The sequence below is a fragment of the Streptomyces sp. NPDC093252 genome (assembly GCF_040683675.1).
In the GTDB taxonomy this organism is placed as follows: domain Bacteria; phylum Actinomycetota; class Actinomycetes; order Streptomycetales; family Streptomycetaceae; genus Streptomyces.
The window spans coordinates 89392-105735 of sequence record NZ_JBFBEM010000003.1 but is presented as its reverse complement, the minus strand read 5'-3'; the positions used below and the strand labels follow the sequence as shown (position 1 = coordinate 105735).

The window sequence follows — 16344 nt, the reverse complement described above, 5'->3', positions numbered from 1 at the left end:
CTACCATCGATCACCGCAAGACTTTGTGCACCGCCGCACAATCTCCTCGGGAGGTTCCCTTGCACCGCCGTCGTCGCACCGTGCTCGCCCTGTCCGCCGTGATCGCCGCCGCGGCCCCGCTCCTGACCGCGTGCGGAAGCGACGCGCACCCGGGTGCGGCGGCCGTCGTGGGCGATCAGCGGATCACCGTGTCGCAGTTGGAGAACCGGGTGGACGAGGTCCGCGAGGCGCAGCGGGCGGCGGTGACCGACGAGGCGCAGTACGCCGAGGCCATCGCCCAGACCGGCACCCTCACCCGGGACACCCTGCACGGCATGGTCCTCGACCAGGTGCTGAATCGTGCCGCCAAGGACGCGGGCGTCACCGTCAGCCGCAAGGAGGTCCAGGCGTTCCGCGGCGAGCTGGAGGCACAGGCGGGCGGCGCGCAGGCCCTGGAAGCGGCCTGGCTCCAGCAGTACGGGGTCGCCCCCGAGCGGCTCGACGCCAACCTCCGGGTCCAGATCGAGGCCCAGAAACTCGCCACCAAGCTCGGCACCGACACCAGCCAGCCCGCCTTCTGGGCGGCCCTGTCCGACGCGTCCAAGGAACTCGGCGTCGACCTCAACCCGCGCTACGGCGCCTGGGACGCCGAGAAGGTCGGCCGGGTCGACGCCCAGACCCCCTGGGTACGGGAGGTCACGGCGGCGGCCGAACAGCAGCCCGCCTGACCCTTCGCACACCGATAATCCGAAGATAGCCCCGCGGCTGTGGACAACTTTCCGGTCCCGTCCGCGGGGTGCGTTACGTTCGGATCGTGAACGCAATCAGCCCCGAAGGCATCCCCGACCCCGGCCGTATCGTCCTGCTCACCACCAGCCACCGGGTGGCCCCCGGCCTGCTGTCCTGGCCCGCCTGGCAGGCGCTGCACGCCGCCGACGCGGTGCTCTGCGCGGACGGGGCGCACCCGCAGCTCCCGTATCTGAGGGACGCGGGCATAGCCGTCGAGGAGACCGCCCCCACCGCCGAGGAGCTGACCGCCGCCTGCGCCGGGGGGCGCACGGTGGTGGTGGTCGCCACCGCCGAGGGCGAGCCCGCGCTCACGGACGGGCTGGCCCGGCTCGCCGGATCCGGCCGCACCCGGATGCCCGAGCTGGAGCTGCTCCCCGCCTCCTACGACCTCCCCGGCGCCCGGCTGCTCGACCTGGTCCAGGTGATGGACCGCATCCGCCGCGAGTGCCCCTGGTCCTCCCGCCAGACCCACGAGGGACTCGCCAAGTACGGCCTGGAGGAGGCGTACGAACTGGTCGAGGCGATCGAGACCGGCGACCGCGCCGAACTGCGCGAGGAACTGGGCGATGTCCTGCTCCAGGTGGTCTTCCACGCCCGGATCGCCGAGGAGGGCGCCCCGCCGGAGCCGGACGACGACGAGGACGGCGGGGAGGACGGCCCCGGCACCGACGCCCCCTTCTCCATCGACGACGTGGCCGCCGGCATCGTCGCCAAGCTCATCCACCGCCACCCCCATGTCTTCGGCGACGCCACCGCGACGACCCCCGAGGAGGTCAAGGCGCACTGGCTGCGCACCAAGGCCCAGGAGAAGCGGCGCACCTCGGTGACGGAGGGCATCCCGGTCCACCAGCCGGGCCTGGCCCTGGCCGCGAAGCTGGCCTCCCGCGCCCGCACGGCCGGGCTCGACGTCCCCCTGCCCCAGGGCGACGGCATCGGCTACGACCTGCTGGCCCTCGCCGCCCGCGCGGAGGCCCGGGGCGAGGACCCGGAATCAGCCCTCAGAGCGGCGGCACGGGCCTACCGGGACGCGATCAGACAGAGGGAGAGCGAGGAGAAGGAGAGCAGGGAGAACGAGAGAGGAGAGAGCAGGGAGAGCGGGGAGCACAGGGATACGGTCGAACAGTGACCGACCAGCACGACCAGGGCGACCGGCACGAGCAGGGCGACCGGCACTACAAAAGCGACCGGCACCACAAAGGCGACCAGGACGACCCGCGCAACCGGCCCGACCAGAGCACCCCCCTCCCCGGCCCCACCCCACCCCTCTTCTCCTGGCCCTTCGCCACCGACCCCTACCCCGCCTACGCCTGGCTGCGGGAGCACTCCCCTGTGCACCGCACCGAGCTGCCGAGCGGCGTGAGCGCCTGGCTGGTCACCCGGTACGGCGACGCCCGCCGGGCGCTGGCCGACCCGAGACTGTCGAAGAATCCGGGCCATCACGCCGAGGGCGCCGAAGGCAAGAACAGAACGGGCATCCCGGGCGAGCGCAGCGCCAACCTCATGACCCATCTGCTCAACATCGACCCGCCGGACCACACCCGGCTGCGGCGGCTGGTGTCCAAGGCGTTCACCCCGCGCCGGGTGGCCGAGTTCGCACCCCGGGTGCGTGAGCTGACCGACGACCTGATCGACCGCTTCGCGGAGAAGGGAACCGCGGACCTGATCCATGACTTCGCCTTCCCCCTGCCCATCTACGCGATCTGCGACCTGCTCGGCGTCCCGCGCGAGGACCAGGACGACTTCCGGGACTGGGCCGGGATGATGATCCGGCACGGCGGCGGCCCCAGGGGCGGGGTCGCGCGCTCGGTGAAGAAGATGCGCGGCTACCTCGCCGAGCTGATCCACCGCAAGCGCGCGGCGCTCCCCGACACCCCCGCACCCGGCGAGGACCTCATCTCCGGCCTGATTCGCGCCTCGGACCACGGGGAGCACCTCACGGAGAACGAGGCGGCGGCGATGGCGTTCATCCTGCTGTTCGCCGGTTTCGAGACGACCGTCAATCTCATCGGCAACGGCACCTACGCCCTGCTCACCCATGACGAGCAGCGCACCCGGTTCCGGCGCGCCCTGGCGGAGGGGGACACCGGGCTCCTCGAAACCGGGGTCGAGGAACTGCTGCGGTATGACGGGCCGGTCGAGCTGGCCACCTGGCGGTTCGCCACCGAGCCGCTGAGCCTCGGCGGTGAGCGCATCGCGGCGGGCGATCCGGTGCTCGTGGTGCTGGCGGCGGCGGACCGGGACCCGGCGCGGTTCGCCGACCCGGACACCCTCGACCTGGGCCGCCGGGACAACCCGCACCTCGGGTACGGGCACGGCATCCACTACTGCCTGGGCGCCCCGCTGGCCCGGCTGGAGGGGCAGACGGCGCTGGCGGCGCTGTTCACCCGCCTCCCGGACCTGCGTCTCGCGGTCGACCCGGCCGAACTGCGCTGGCGCGGCGGCCTCATCATGCGGGGGCTGCGGACCCTGCCGGTGGAGTTCTGACAGGCCCCCACCCGCCGGACATCAGGCCAGACCCCACCCGCCGGACATCAGACCAGACCCCACCCGCTCGGCAACCGACCAGACCCCACCCATCCAACAGACACCCGACGGCCCGCCTGACAGACAGTCACCCCACAGCCCCCTCAGACCCACAGACGGTCACTCAAAAGTTGACACTCCCTCATCTTTGTGATCTTCACGTGATCTACGCGGCATTAACTTGTGACAAGTCAACGATTGCGGCTACGTTCACCCCTCAGCGCGACGCGCGAGCATCACGCGACGCGCGGGTCACCGCTGTCTCGGGAAAGGTCCCCGCATGCTCTCCGGGAACGGTCGTCACCGTCGCCCCCGTCAGGCCCCGGCCATCCTGGTCGCTGCCGGAGTGACCGGTTCTGCCATCGCCCTTCCGCTGCTCGGCGCCGGAGGCGCGAGCGCCGCGAGCGGCACCACCTGGGACAAGGTCGCCGGGTGCGAGAGCGGCGGCGCCTGGAGCGCGGACACGGGCAACGGACGCTACGGCGGCCTCCAGTTGACCCAGGACGACTGGGAGGCGTACGGCGGGCTGGACTACGCGTCGAGCCCGGACCAGGCGAGCCGCTCGCAGCAGATCGCGGTGGCCGAGCGGATCCTCGCCGACCAGGGTGTCGGGGTCTGGCCCTCCTGCGGGCCGCTGCACGGGCTCGCGGAGGACAAGGAGCCGGCCGGGGTCGACACGGGGGTGGCCGGTGATCCCACGCCGGAGGCCACGGACGGCGGCGACGGTTCCCCCGGACTCACGGGCGGCCTGACCGACTCCTCCAGGTCCTCCGGAGCGTCCGGGCCGCAGACGGAGACCTCCGGGCCGGAGAACGGCACCAGTGACTCGTCCTGGGGCTCGGGCCCCTCCGGCACCACCGAGGGCGATGGAACCGGTACGCCGGAGTCCTCGCCCTCCGGCAGCCCTACCTCCCCCTCCTCCGACCCCTCCGGCTCGCCGGACGCCCCCTCCGTCGACTCCTCCACCTCGGCCTCTCCGGTCGAACCGCCCACCGAGTCCCCCTCCGGGTCGAACGGTGAGGAAACGGGCAACCTCGGGCAGGGTCTCGGCTCTTCGTTCCTGGTCGACACCAGCGACCTGCCCGAGGTCGACCCGACCCCCGGCACCGGCAAGCACCGCGGCGGCAGCGCCGACGAGAGCGGACTGGACGCGAGCGCCCCGGAGAAGGGCGCCAAGGGCGCCACCGAGACTCCGAACACCCTCTCGGGCAATTCAACTGATTCAACCAATTCAACTGATTCAACCGAATCGCCCGAATCATCCAGCGGCTCCGCGACCGGCGAAGGCTCGCAGCAGACGCCGGAGCCGGACGAGGCGGACGCGGTGGAGGAATCGGATGAACTGGGGGAATTGGGCGAAGTAAGGGCGGGGAATTCCGACCCGCGGGCCTCACGTGACGCAGGCGGCGACCGGGACGCGCTCGACCGGAGCTACACCGTCCGCTCCGGGGACACGCTCAGCTCCATCGCCGACTCGCTTGAGGTCGACGGCGGATGGCGCCAGGTCTACCGGCTGAACGAAGCGGTGCTCGACGGCGACCCGAACCACATCGTCCCCGGTCAGACGCTCACCGTCGGCGGCCAGTAGTTCCCGGACCGGGTGACTTCCATGCCCGCTCCAGGGTGGGAAGTGGGCCGGAAGTGACGGGAGTTCACGTCATGCTTCGCACCGAATGTCCGAGTTTGGCGAAAGTGTGGGATGAGTCTCAGAAGCCCTGATCGTCTTTGAAATTCCGGGAATCGCGTGTCTACGGTCAGGACCGCTCGCAAGCAGCGGGCCCCGAGGTCGCCACGCCGAATCCTGCCGGTGGCCGTACGGGAACAGTCGTCGCGCCAAGCGCCGTAGGCAGGAGCGGGGGACCCAAGGTAAGTGCCGGTGACGGAGGTTGAGGCGACTCGACCGGACGGATCCGGCTTGGGGTGAAGCCATGACGTACGGGATGAAAACCCCCGTACGGGACATGGCCGGGCAACTCAACCGGCCCGAACCCGACAGCTCACCTCGTAGGCGTCGGTGAGGGGATCTCCACATGCTGTTCTCCGGCAAGGGCAAGCACCGCCGTCCGTCCAAGGCCACCCGTGTCATCGCGCTCGCCGGTGTCACCGGCGCCGCCGTCGCCGCCCCGCTCGTCGCGGCGAGCAACGCCTCCGCCGCCACCGCGTCCGAGTGGGACGCCGTCGCCCAGTGCGAGTCGGGCGGCAACTGGGCCATCAACACCGGCAACGGCTACTTCGGCGGCCTCCAGTTCTCGGCCTCCACCTGGGCCGCGTTCGGTGGCACCCAGTATGCCGCCACCGCCGACCGCGCCACCAAGGCGCAGCAGATCGAGATCGCCGAGAAGGTCCTCGCGGGCCAGGGCAAGGGCGCCTGGCCGTCCTGCGGCGTGGGCCTGTCCAACACCCCCTACGGCGGCGGCGCGACCACCCCCGAGCCGGCTCCGGAGACCACCCCCGAGCCCGCCCCCGCCCAGCCCGAGCGCACCGAGCAGCCCAGTACCTCCCGCTCGCAGGAGCGCCCGGCCGCGTCCGGCGAGACCGTCACCACCCCGACCGGCGGAACCGTCGAGAAGGGCGACGGCGAGTACGAGGTCGTCTCCGGCGACACCCTCAGCTCCATCGCTGCCGAGCACGATGTCGCGGGCGGCTGGCAGCAGCTCTTCGAGCGGAACAAGGACATCGTCGACGACGCCGACCTGATCTTCCCGGGCCAGCAGCTCCACCTGAAGTAGCCCCCGGGGGAGTAGCCCCGCGCAGCCGCAGCCGCAGCCGCAGCCGCAGCCGCAGCCGCAGCCGCAGCCACGGCCACGGCTAAGCCGGGTCGGGCCGCCCCACCTCACGGCCCACCCACAGCCGGCCCACGCTCCCCCCACAGCCCCATCCCCCACCCTCGCCATAGGGCCCAATGAGCCCCAGTGAGCCCGGTGAGACCCGGCGGTGCCCGGTGAAACCCGGCGAGACCCCGTGGGGCCCCCGTCCCCACGGCCCGCCCCGCCCCGGTGCGTGAATCCCCCGTACGCACCGGGGCGGGGCCTTTCCACGCCGACGGCCAGACCGACGCCGACGCCCGGGCCGCCGGACACCGGGCCGCCGGACCCCCGGCCCCCGCGCCCCCGCACCCCCGCACCCCCGCACCCCCGCACCCCCGCACCCCCGGGCCCCGCACCCCCGGGCCCCGCACCCCCGGGCCCCGCACCCCCGAACCCCGGGGCCCCCGGACCACCGAAACCCCAAGCCCCCAAAACCCGCCCCCCGAACCCCCGTATTTGTTCCATTCAGAAACATTTTACGACCGGTTCCGTCCGAGGGGTGGGAGACCGGCTGGCCGATCCCCCCGGGACGGTTAGGCTCGTCTCGCAGAGCCACCGCGGTCCCGCACGGTCGCGTCCGGCGTCTGCGCCACCCGCGTCACATCCACGAAGGAGATGCTCGTGCCGTCCATCGACGTCGTCGTAGCCCGGGAAATCCTGGACTCCCGAGGCAACCCCACGGTCGAGGTCGAGGTCGGCCTCGACGACGGCAGCACGGGTCGTGCCGCCGTGCCCTCCGGCGCCTCCACCGGCGCCTTCGAAGCCATCGAGCTGCGCGACGGCGACCCCAACCGCTACCAGGGCAAGGGCGTAGAGAAGGCCGTCCTCGCGGTCATCGAGCAGATCGGCCCCGAGCTGGTCGGCTACGACGCCACCGAGCAGCGCCTGATCGACCAGGCGATGTTCGACCTGGACGCCACCGACAACAAGGGCTCGCTCGGCGCCAACGCCATCCTCGGCGTCTCCCTGGCCGTCGCCCACGCCGCCTCCGAGGCGTCCGACCTGCCCCTCTTCCGCTACCTGGGCGGTCCGAACGCGCACCTGCTGCCGGTGCCGATGATGAACATCCTGAACGGCGGGTCGCACGCCGACTCGAACGTGGACATCCAGGAGTTCATGATCGCCCCGATCGGCGCGGAGTCCTTCTCCGAGGCGCTGCGCTGGGGCACCGAGGTCTACCACACCCTCAAGAAGGTGCTGAAGACCAAGGGCCTGTCCACCGGCCTCGGCGACGAGGGCGGCTTCGCCCCGAACCTCGGCTCCAACCGCGAGGCCCTCGACCTCATCCTCGAAGCGGTCAAGCAGGCCGGGTACGTCCCCGGTGAGCAGATCGCCCTCGCGCTCGACGTGGCCGCCTCCGAGTTCTACAAGGACGGCAAGTACCTCTTCGAGGGCAAGGAGCGCTCCGCCGCCGAGATGACGGAGTACTACGAGGAACTGGCCGCCGCCTACCCGCTGGTCTCCATCGAGGACCCGCTGTTCGAGGACGACTGGGCGGGCTGGCAGGTGCTGACCGAGCGCCTCGGCGACAAGGTCCAGATCGTCGGCGACGACCTCTTCGTCACCAACCCGGAGCGCCTCGCCCGGGGCATCGAGGAGGGCGCCGCCAACGCGCTGCTCGTCAAGGTCAACCAGATCGGCTCGCTCACCGAGACCCTGGACGCCGTCGAGCTGGCCCAGCGCAACGGCTTCAAGTGCATGATGTCCCACCGCTCCGGCGAGACCGAGGACGTCACCATCGCCGACCTCGCCGTCGCGACCAACTGCGGCCAGATCAAGACCGGCGCCCCGGCCCGCTCCGAGCGCGTCGCCAAGTACAACCAGCTCCTGCGCATCGAGGAGATCCTGGACGACGCCGCGGTGTACGCCGGCCGCAGCGCCTTCCCCCGCTTCAAGGGCTGAACCCGGGCCCGAGAGCAAGCGTCGTCCGTACGTCCCCGCACCCGGTCCCGTACCGTGTGCGGGGACGTACGCGCGTGTGAACGGGAGGCGGGGGCATGGCCCTGAAGGAACGGGACCGGTTCTCCACGGCCACCAGGCTGCGGCTGCTCGGCGAGCAGACCGCCGAGCGGGTCTACCGCTCGCAGACCCGCCGCCAGGCCCGCCGCTCCCGGCTCACCGGCCGGGCCGCCCTGCTGGCCCTGGTGCTCTGCTCCCTGATCGTCGCCCTCGCCTACCCGATAAGGCAGTACGTCGCCCAGCGCGCCGAGATCGCCGATCTGGAGCGGGAGCGGCAGCAGGCCCAGGAGCGGGTCGAGGAACTCCGCGACGAGAAGGCACGTTGGCAGGACGACGCCTATGCCGAGCAGCAGATCCGTGAGCGGCTGCACTATGTGATGCCGGGCGAGACCGGCTACATCGTGATCGACCCGGACGCCGCCCGCCCGTCCCGCGCCGACACGGGCGCCGCGGACCGGCCCTGGTACGCGAACGTCTGGGACGGCGTCGACAAGTCCGACGCCGCAGAGGGCTGACCGCCCCGGCCCCACCCCGAAAGAGGGCCCGCAGCCCCCTCCCGAAAGACCCAGCCCTCCCGCCCCTACGACCGGGCTGACCGACCTGACCGACAGAAAGACATCATGCAGACGCCCCCGCCGCCCACCCCGCGCACCGAGCCCACCGACGCCGATGTGGCCGCCTTCCGGCAGCAGCTCGGCCGTCCCCCGCGCGGACTGCGCGCCATCGCGCACCGGTGCCCGTGCGGGCAGCCCGATGTCGTGGAGACCGCGCCCCGGCTCCCCGACGGCACGCCCTTCCCGACGCTGTACTACCTGACCTGCCCCAAGGCCGCCTCCGCCATCGGCACCCTGGAGGCCAACGGGGTCATGAAGGACATGACGGCCCGCCTGGAGAGCGACCCGGAGCTGGCCGCCGCGTACCGCGCCGCGCACGAGGACTACATCCGGCGGCGGGACGAGATCGAGGAGCTGACCGGCTTCCCCAGCGCGGGCGGGATGCCGGACCGGGTGAAGTGCCTGCACGTCCTGGTGGCCCACAGCCTGGCCGCCGGGCCGGGCGTGAACCCGCTCGGCGACGAGGCGCTGGAGATGCTCCCGGAGTGGTGGCGCAAGGGGGCGTGCGTCGTCCTCGACCCCGACGGCACCCCGGCCCCCGATGGCACCCTGGCCGCCGATGGCACCCCGGCCCCCGACGGCACCCCGGCCGCCGAAGGCACCCCGGCCCCCGAAGCCGCCCCCGCCCCCGAAGCCGCCCCCCAGGGCCCCACCGCCCCCGAAGGACCCACCGCATGACCCGCGTCGCCGCCATCGACTGCGGTACGAACTCCATCCGCCTCCTCGTCGCCGACGCCGACCCCGCCACCGGTGAACTCACCGACCTGGACCGCCGTATGACGATCGTGCGGCTCGGGCAGGGTGTCGACCGCACCGGGCGGCTGGCGCCTCAGGCGCTGGAGCGGACCTTCGCGGCCTGCCGCGAGTACGCCGCCCTGATCGAGGAGCACGGCGCCGAGCGCCTCCGCTTCGTCGCCACCTCCGCCTCCCGCGACGCCGAGAACCGGGACGACTTCGTGCGCGGGGTGCGGGACATCCTGGGCGTCGAGCCCGAGGTGATCTCCGGCGACCAGGAGGCCGAACTGTCCTTCACCGGCGCCACCAAGGAACTGACCGCCGAGCACCCGACCACCGGCGCCCCCAAGGAACTGACCACCGGCGCCACCGAGGACCCGCCCCCCGCTCACACCCCCACCCCCACCCACCCCTTCCTGGTGGTCGACATCGGCGGCGGCTCCACGGAGTTCGTCGTCGGCGGGGACCGCGTCCGCGCCGCCCGCTCGGTGGACGTCGGCTGCGTCCGGATGACCGAGCGGCACCTGGTCGTGGACGGAGCGGTCACCGACCCGCCCACCGCCCCGCAGATCGCCGCGATGAAGGCCGACATCGAGGCCGCCCTCGACCTCGCGGAGCGCACCGTCCCGCTGCGCGAGGCCCGCACCCTGGTCGGCCTGGCCGGTTCGGTGACGACGGTCTCCGCCATCGCCCTGGACCTGCCCGCCTACGACTCCGCCGCCATCCACCACTCCCGGGTCTCCCGGGCCAGGGTCCGCGAGATCACCGAGTGGCTGCTGCGCTCCACGCACGCCGAGCGGGCCGCCGTCCCCTCCATGCACCCGGGGCGGGTCGATGTGATCGGCGCGGGGGCGCTGGTGCTGCTCTCGATCATGGACCGGACCGGCGCGGAGGAGGTCGTGGTGAGCGAGCACGACATCCTGGACGGCATCGCCTGGTCCCTCGCCTGAGCGCCTTCACCAGCCGTATGAGCGCAGTTCCGGGCCCCTTCCGGGGGCCTTCGGGACCCCCCGGCGGAAAAGTTCGTGAAGTTCTTCACAAGGAATTCGGCCCTGTCGGGGGACCAACCGGCCCCCCTGCGCCCGTCCGGGGGTCCGGTGGGGGTGCGGGGGTGCCCGGGGGAGGGTGACCGGTGGGTTCCGGGGCCCGTCGGAAGCGGGTGGTCCAACGGATTCCGCAGGGGCGGAGCGGCAGCTCACGCGGCATTGACAACGGGTCGGAGGGGGCCCCGGTTCCCTTTCCGCGCCATGATGTGGATCACGCGGGCCGCGCAGTGTAGCAGAGGGTGCACCGAAGCTTGTGAAGGGGCGCACGAGGTACCCCCCCGACCCAGGTGGATACTCAATGGCATGAGCACCACGGAGCGTCCCAGGATCCTCGTAGTAGGCGGTGGGTACGTCGGCCTGTACGCGGCTCGGCGCATCCTGAAGAAGATGCGCTACGGCGAGGCGACCGTCACGGTCGTCGACCCCCGGTCGTACATGACCTACCAGCCCTTCCTCCCGGAAACCGCCGCCGGAAACATCTCCCCGCGCCATGTCGTCGTCCCGCTGCGACGTGTGCTGCCCAAGGCGGAGGTGCTCACCGGCCGGGTCACCACCATCGACCAGGACCGCAAGGTCGCCACGATCGCCCCCCTGGTCGGCGAGTCGTACGAGCTTCCCTTCGACTACCTCGTGATCGCGCTCGGCGCGGTCTCCCGTACCTTCCCGATCCCCGGCCTCGCCGAGCAGGGCATCGGTATGAAGGGCATCGAGGAGGCCATCGGCCTGCGCAACCACGTCCTGGAGCAGTTGGACAAGGCCGACTCCACCACCGACGAGGAGATCCGCCGCAAGGCGCTCACCTTCGTCTTCGTCGGCGGCGGCTTCGCGGGCGCGGAGACCATCGGTGAGGTCGAGGACATGGCCCGCGACGCGGCCAAGTACTACACCAGCGTCTCCCGCGAGGACATGCGCTTCATCCTCGTCGACGCCGCCGACAAGATCCTGCCCGAGGTCGGCCCCAAGCTCGGCCAGTACGGCAAGGAGCACCTGGAGAGCCGGGGCGTCGAGATCTACCTCTCCACCTCCCTGGACTCCTGCGTCGACGGCCATGTGGTGCTCAAGAACGGCCTCGAAGTCGACTCCAACACCATCGTGTGGACGGCCGGCGTCAAGCCCAACCCGGCGCTCGCCCGCTACGGTCTGCCGCTCGGCCCGCGCGGCCATGTCGACACCGCCCCCACCCTCCAGGTGCAGGGCACCGACTACATCTGGGCCGCCGGTGACAACGCCCAGGTTCCGGACCTCGCCGCCCGCAAGGCCGGCAACCCGAACGCCTGGACCCCGCCCAACGCCCAGCACGCGCTGCGCCAGGCCAAGGTCCTCGGCGACAACGTGATCTCCGGTATGCGGGGCTTCCCGCAGAAGGAGTACAGCCACGCCAACAAGGGCGCGGTCGCGGGCCTCGGGCTGCACAAGGGCGTCGCGATGATCGTCGTCGGCAAGATGAAGATCAAGGTCAAGGGCCGGCTCGCCTGGTACATGCACCGGGGCTACCACGGCATGGCCATGCCGACCTGGAACCGGAAGATCCGGGTCTTCGCCGACTGGACCCTCGGGATGTTCCTCAAGCGCGAGGTGGTCTCCCTCGGCGCCATGGAGAACCCCCGCGAGGAGTTCTACGAGGCCGCCAAGCCCGCCCCCGCCCCGGTCGCCAAGACCGAGGAGCCGGCCAAGGCGTCCTGACCGGGGAGTCGGCCAAGGCGTCCTGACCGCCCCGTCCGACCCGCCCGTCCCATCCGTCCCGCCTCCCGAAGGGGCCGTCCGCCATCCGTGGTGCGGACGGCCCCTTCGGCGTGCCCGGCCGCGGGGACCGATCTGACGGATCAGCAGGCAAAAGGTGCGGAGTACAGGTGTTTTGCCCACTCGTAACGCGCGTTGGGGACTGCGCGGGCGCCCGCCAGGTGTTTACGTGGGAGAAGTCATCCGGGATCACTTGTCACGGAGGTGCGCCATGGCTCACGCCGCGCCGCGGCTGAGGGGACTGCTCGAACAGGTGCTCGCTGCACCGCTCCCGGTGCGGATCCGCGCCTGGGACGGCTCGGAGGACGGCCCGCCGGGCGCGCCGGTACTGGTCGTCCGCGACCGCCGGGCGCTGCGCAGGCTGCTGTGGAAGCCGGGGGAACTGGGCCTGGCCCGCGCCTGGGTCGCCGGCGATCTGACCGTCGAGGGCGATCTGTACCGGGCCCTGGAACTGCTGGCCGGACAGCTCTGGGAACGGGGCGAGGACGACCGTACGCTCGGCCAGGCACTGCGCGACCCCGAGGTGCGGTCGGCGGTGCGCGGACTGCTCCGCCTCGCCGGACCCGCGCTGCCGCCCCCGCCGCCCCCCGAGGAGATCCGCAGACCCCGCCATCTGCACACCAGACGCACCGACCGCCGCGCCATCAGCCACCACTACGACGTCGGCAACGACTTCTACGAGATCGTCCTCGGCCCGTCGATGGTCTACTCCTGCGCCTACTGGGAGGACGGCGGCACCCTGGAGGACGCCCAGCGCGACAAGCTCGAACTCATCTGCCAGAAGCTCGCCCTCACCCCCGGACAGCGGCTGCTGGACGTGGGCTGCGGCTGGGGCTCACTGGTGCTGCACGCCGCCCGCGAGCACGGGGTCCGCGCCGTCGGCGTCACCCTCTCCCAGGAGCAGGCCGCCTACGCCCGCAAGCGCATCGCCGACGAGGGACTCACCGACCGGGTCGAGATCCGCGTCCAGGACTACCGCGACGTCCAGGACGGCCCCTACGACGCCATCTCCTCCATCGGCATGGCCGAGCACGTCGGCGCCGAACGCTACCGGGAGTACGCCGCCGATCTGTACGCCCTGCTGCGCCCCGGCGGACGGCTCCTCAACCACCAGATCGCCCGCCGCCCGCAGCGCGACGAGTCCGCCTACGAGGTGGACGACTTCATCGACGCCTATGTCTTCCCGGACGGCGAGCTGGCCCCCGTCGGCACCACCGTGACCCAGTTGGAGCGGGCCGGGTTCGAGGTGCGGGACGTGGAGTCGCTGCGCGAGCACTACGCGCTCACCCTGCGCCGCTGGGTCGCCAATCTGGAGGCGGGCTGGGACCGCGCGGTCGGCCTCACCAGCCCGGGACGGGCCCGGGTCTGGCGCCTCTACATGGCCGCCTCGGCGCTGTCCTTCGAACGCAACCGGATCGGCGTCAACCAGATCCTCGCCGTGAAGCCCCGGGCCCCCGGCACCGCGGGCCTGCCCCTGCGCCCCCGCACCTGGCACGGCTGACCCCGCACGGCGGACGACAGAAAGGCCCCGTCCCCCCGGTCAAGGTCACCGGGGGGACGGGGCCCTCTGCTCCGCCGTCCTCCGTGCTACTCCGCCTTGATGGCGGACAGCATGTTCAGCTTCGCCGCCCGGCGGGCCGGCCACAGTGCGGCCAGTACGCCGACCAGGGCCGCCAGCAGCAGGAACAGCGCCATCCGGTCCCACGGCAGGACCAGCTCGTAGGTCGACATCCGGGAGCCGACCAACTGCCCGGCCGCCCAGCCGAAGAAGACGCCGAGACCGATCCCGAGGACCCCGCCGAACAGGGAGATCACCAGGGACTCCAGCCGCACCATCCGCTTGATGCCCCGGCGGTCCAGGCCGATCGCCCGGAGCATGCCGATCTCCTGCGAGCGCTCGAAGACCGACATGGCCAGGGTGTTGATCACCCCGAGGACGGCCACGATCACCGCCATGGCGAGCAGCGCGTACAGCATGTTGAGCATCAGGGTGAACATGCTGGCGATCTCGTTGGACAGATCCTGCTTGTCCTGGACCTGGATGGCCGGGTTGGCGCCGAGGGCCTCCTCCAGCCGGTCCTTGGTGGCGTCCGAGACCCCGCCGTCCGTACCGACCATGACCAGCATGTCGGTCGGCTCGCTCTGGTGCGGGGCGAGGGTCCCGGCGTCGAGCATGATGCCGCTGAACATCTCGTTCGCCTCGTACACCCCGGTGACGGTGAGCCGCTCGCTCTCGCCGTCCTCGAAGTGGGCGGTGAACGTCGAGCCGGGCTGCCAGCCGTACCGCTCGGCGGCGTCGGTGTCGACGACGGCGTCCGTGCCGCCGATGGTGAAGGTGCCGCTGTCCAGCGGGAAGTCGGTCAGCTCGCCGAAGGTGCGGCCGTCGACACCGGTGAGGTACTCGGTCTCGCCGTCGACGCGTGAGGGGGCGTTGCGCATCGGGCTGGTGGCGGTGACGCCCTCGGTGTCGCGCAGGGTCCGCTCGACATCGGGGGAGAGCGCGTTGCCGTTGGCCATGGAGACCACGTAGTCGGCGCGGATCGCCTCGCCCGCCATCTTGTCGATGGACTTCTGGAGGCTGCCCGCCATCACCGTCATACCGGTGATGAGGGTGAGGCCGATCATCAGGGCGGAGGCGGTGGCCGCGGTGCGGCGCGGGTTGCGCACCGAGTTCTGCCGGGCCAGCTTGCCCGCCACCCCGAAGACCCGCAGCAGCGGGGCCGCCGCCGCGATCAGCGGCCGGGACAGCAGCGGGGTCAGGATGAACACCCCGATGATCAGCAGGGCGGCGCCCAGCCCCATCGGGAGCTGCCCGTCCGAGCCCTCCATCCCGGTCGCGGCCAGGATGACGGCCACTCCGGCACCGGCGAACAGCGCGCCGATCGTGTTCCGCACCACCAGGGACTTGGTGGTCGCCTGGGCGTGGACGCTGCTCATCGCGGCGACCGGCGGGATCTTCGCGGCGCGGCGGCCGGGCAGCCAGGCGGCCAGCATGGTGATCACGACGCCGACGCCGAGGGCGACCAGGACCGTGCCGGGCGAGACCACCAGCGGGCCGTCCGGGACGGTGACGTCCAGCGAGCCCATCAGGGCGCGCAGTCCGGCGCCGATCCCGATGCCCGCGACCAGTCCGGCGACCCCGGCGACCGTGCCGACCACGAACGCCTCGATCAGCACCGAGCGGGTGACCTGGCGGCGCGAGGCACCGACCGCGCGCATCAGCGCCAGTTCCTTGGTGCGCTGGGCGACCAGCATGGTGAAGGTGTTGGCGATGATGAAGGTGCCGACGAACAGCGCGATCCCGGCGAACGCCAGCATGCCCTGCTGGAGACCGCTCATCGAGGTCTCGATGTCCTTGGCCTGCTGGTCCGCGAGCTGCTGACCGGTCTTGGTCTCCACCACGTCCCCGGGCAGCGCCTTGTCCAGCGCGCTCTTCAGCGCGGCCTGGCTGACCCCCGGCTCGGCGGTGACGTCGATCTCGTCGTACGTCCCCTTCTTCCCGAACAGCGACTGGGCGGTGGCGGTGTCGAAGAGGGCGAGGCTGCCGCCGGCGGCGACATTGCCGTCGTCGGTGGTGAAGATGCCGGTGATGGCCGGCTCCAGGACCGGGCCGTCGATGGACATCCGGATGGTGTCGCCGACCTGGTAGCCGCCGCGCTCGGCGGTCTCGGAGTCGATGAGTATCTCGTCGGGCCCGCTCGGGACGCTGCCGCTGACCAGCGGATAGCGGGGGTCGTCGGTGCCCCAGTAGTTCCCGCCCTGCGACTGGAAGCCGCCGCCGATCAGCTTGCCGTCCTTGTCGGCGAGGGCGGTGAAGCCGGTGACGACACCGGTCACGGAGGCGGCGCCGGGCACCTGCTCGCTGTCCTTGAGGAGGGCCTCGGTCAGCTCGGGCGTGGAACCGACCCGGTCGCCCTCGGCCTCCCGGCTGTCGGGGGTCACGGCGACGTCGACCTGGTCGAAGCCCTTGGAGGAGCTGTTCTGGAGGGCGTCGGAGAGGGTGTTGGTGAAGACCAGGGTCCCCGAGACGAAGGCCACGCCGAGCATCACGGCGAGGACGGTCATCAGGAGCCGGGCCTTGTGCGCGGTCACATTGCGCAGGGCGGTGCGGAACATGGCTGTCTCAGTCCAGTGGGTACGGTCGGTACGGTC

General features: G+C 71.8%; 12 protein-coding genes and 1 riboswitch. Of the genes, 11 read left to right on the top strand and 1 reads right to left on the bottom strand.

Annotated elements, in window-relative coordinates; genetic code table 11:
* Positions 1-59: 59 nt before the first annotated feature.
* The 11 genes from AB0O01_RS06415 (at position 60) to AB0O01_RS06365 (ending at position 13693) form a co-directional block, all read left to right on the top strand.
* The gene (locus AB0O01_RS06415) at positions 60-707 is read left to right on the top strand and encodes a SurA N-terminal domain-containing protein (RefSeq protein ID WP_365311346.1); all 648 of its coding nucleotides are present in this window, start codon (positions 60-62) and stop codon (positions 705-707) included.
* 86 nt (positions 708-793) lie between these two features.
* Positions 794-1894 (top strand): nucleoside triphosphate pyrophosphohydrolase, encoded by a 1101-nt coding sequence (locus AB0O01_RS06410; RefSeq protein WP_365311345.1) that lies wholly within the window; start codon positions 794-796, stop codon positions 1892-1894.
* Positions 1891-3252, top strand: coding sequence for a cytochrome P450 (locus AB0O01_RS06405; RefSeq protein ID WP_365311344.1), 1362 nt, complete (start codon positions 1891-1893; stop codon positions 3250-3252). Before AB0O01_RS06410 ends, AB0O01_RS06405 begins: the two co-directional genes overlap by 4 nt.
* A 385-nt stretch (positions 3253-3637) precedes the next feature.
* Entirely contained in the window at positions 3638-4879 is a 1242-nt protein-coding gene (locus AB0O01_RS06400; protein ID WP_365311343.1) for a transglycosylase family protein, read from the top strand.
* A gap of 233 nt (positions 4880-5112) precedes the next feature.
* Positions 5113-5317: riboswitch (cyclic di-AMP (ydaO/yuaA leader) on the top strand.
* 4 nt (positions 5318-5321) lie between these two features.
* A complete protein-coding gene (locus AB0O01_RS06395; RefSeq protein ID WP_365311342.1) occupies positions 5322-6020 on the top strand; it encodes a transglycosylase family protein in 699 nt (232 codons plus the stop codon).
* A gap of 693 nt (positions 6021-6713) precedes the next feature.
* On the top strand, positions 6714-8000 hold the full coding sequence (gene eno, locus AB0O01_RS06390) for a phosphopyruvate hydratase (RefSeq protein WP_355739515.1): 1287 nt from the start codon (positions 6714-6716) through the stop codon (positions 7998-8000).
* Between the two features lie 95 nt (positions 8001-8095).
* Positions 8096-8572: a septum formation initiator family protein gene (locus tag AB0O01_RS06385; RefSeq protein ID WP_365311341.1), complete on the top strand. Its 477-nt coding sequence runs from the start codon at positions 8096-8098 to the stop codon at positions 8570-8572.
* 105 nt (positions 8573-8677) lie between these two features.
* Entirely contained in the window at positions 8678-9349 is a 672-nt protein-coding gene (locus AB0O01_RS06380; protein WP_365311340.1) for a DUF501 domain-containing protein, read from the top strand.
* Positions 9346-10356: a Ppx/GppA phosphatase family protein gene (locus tag AB0O01_RS06375; RefSeq protein ID WP_365311339.1), complete on the top strand. Its 1011-nt coding sequence runs from the start codon at positions 9346-9348 to the stop codon at positions 10354-10356. Before AB0O01_RS06380 ends, AB0O01_RS06375 begins: the two co-directional genes overlap by 4 nt.
* Before the next feature lie 399 nt (positions 10357-10755).
* Complete coding sequence (locus AB0O01_RS06370) at positions 10756-12135, top strand: NAD(P)/FAD-dependent oxidoreductase (RefSeq protein WP_365311338.1); 1380 nt, start codon at positions 10756-10758, stop codon at positions 12133-12135.
* Between the two features lie 268 nt (positions 12136-12403).
* Positions 12404-13693, top strand: coding sequence for a cyclopropane-fatty-acyl-phospholipid synthase family protein (locus AB0O01_RS06365; protein ID WP_365311337.1), 1290 nt, complete (start codon positions 12404-12406; stop codon positions 13691-13693).
* 86 nt (positions 13694-13779) lie between these two features.
* Here the strand turns inward: AB0O01_RS06365 and AB0O01_RS06360 are convergent, their stop codons facing one another.
* The gene (locus AB0O01_RS06360) at positions 13780-16308 is read right to left on the bottom strand and encodes an ABC transporter permease (RefSeq protein WP_365311336.1); all 2529 of its coding nucleotides are present in this window, start codon (positions 16306-16308) and stop codon (positions 13780-13782) included.
* Positions 16309-16344 lie beyond the last annotated feature (36 nt).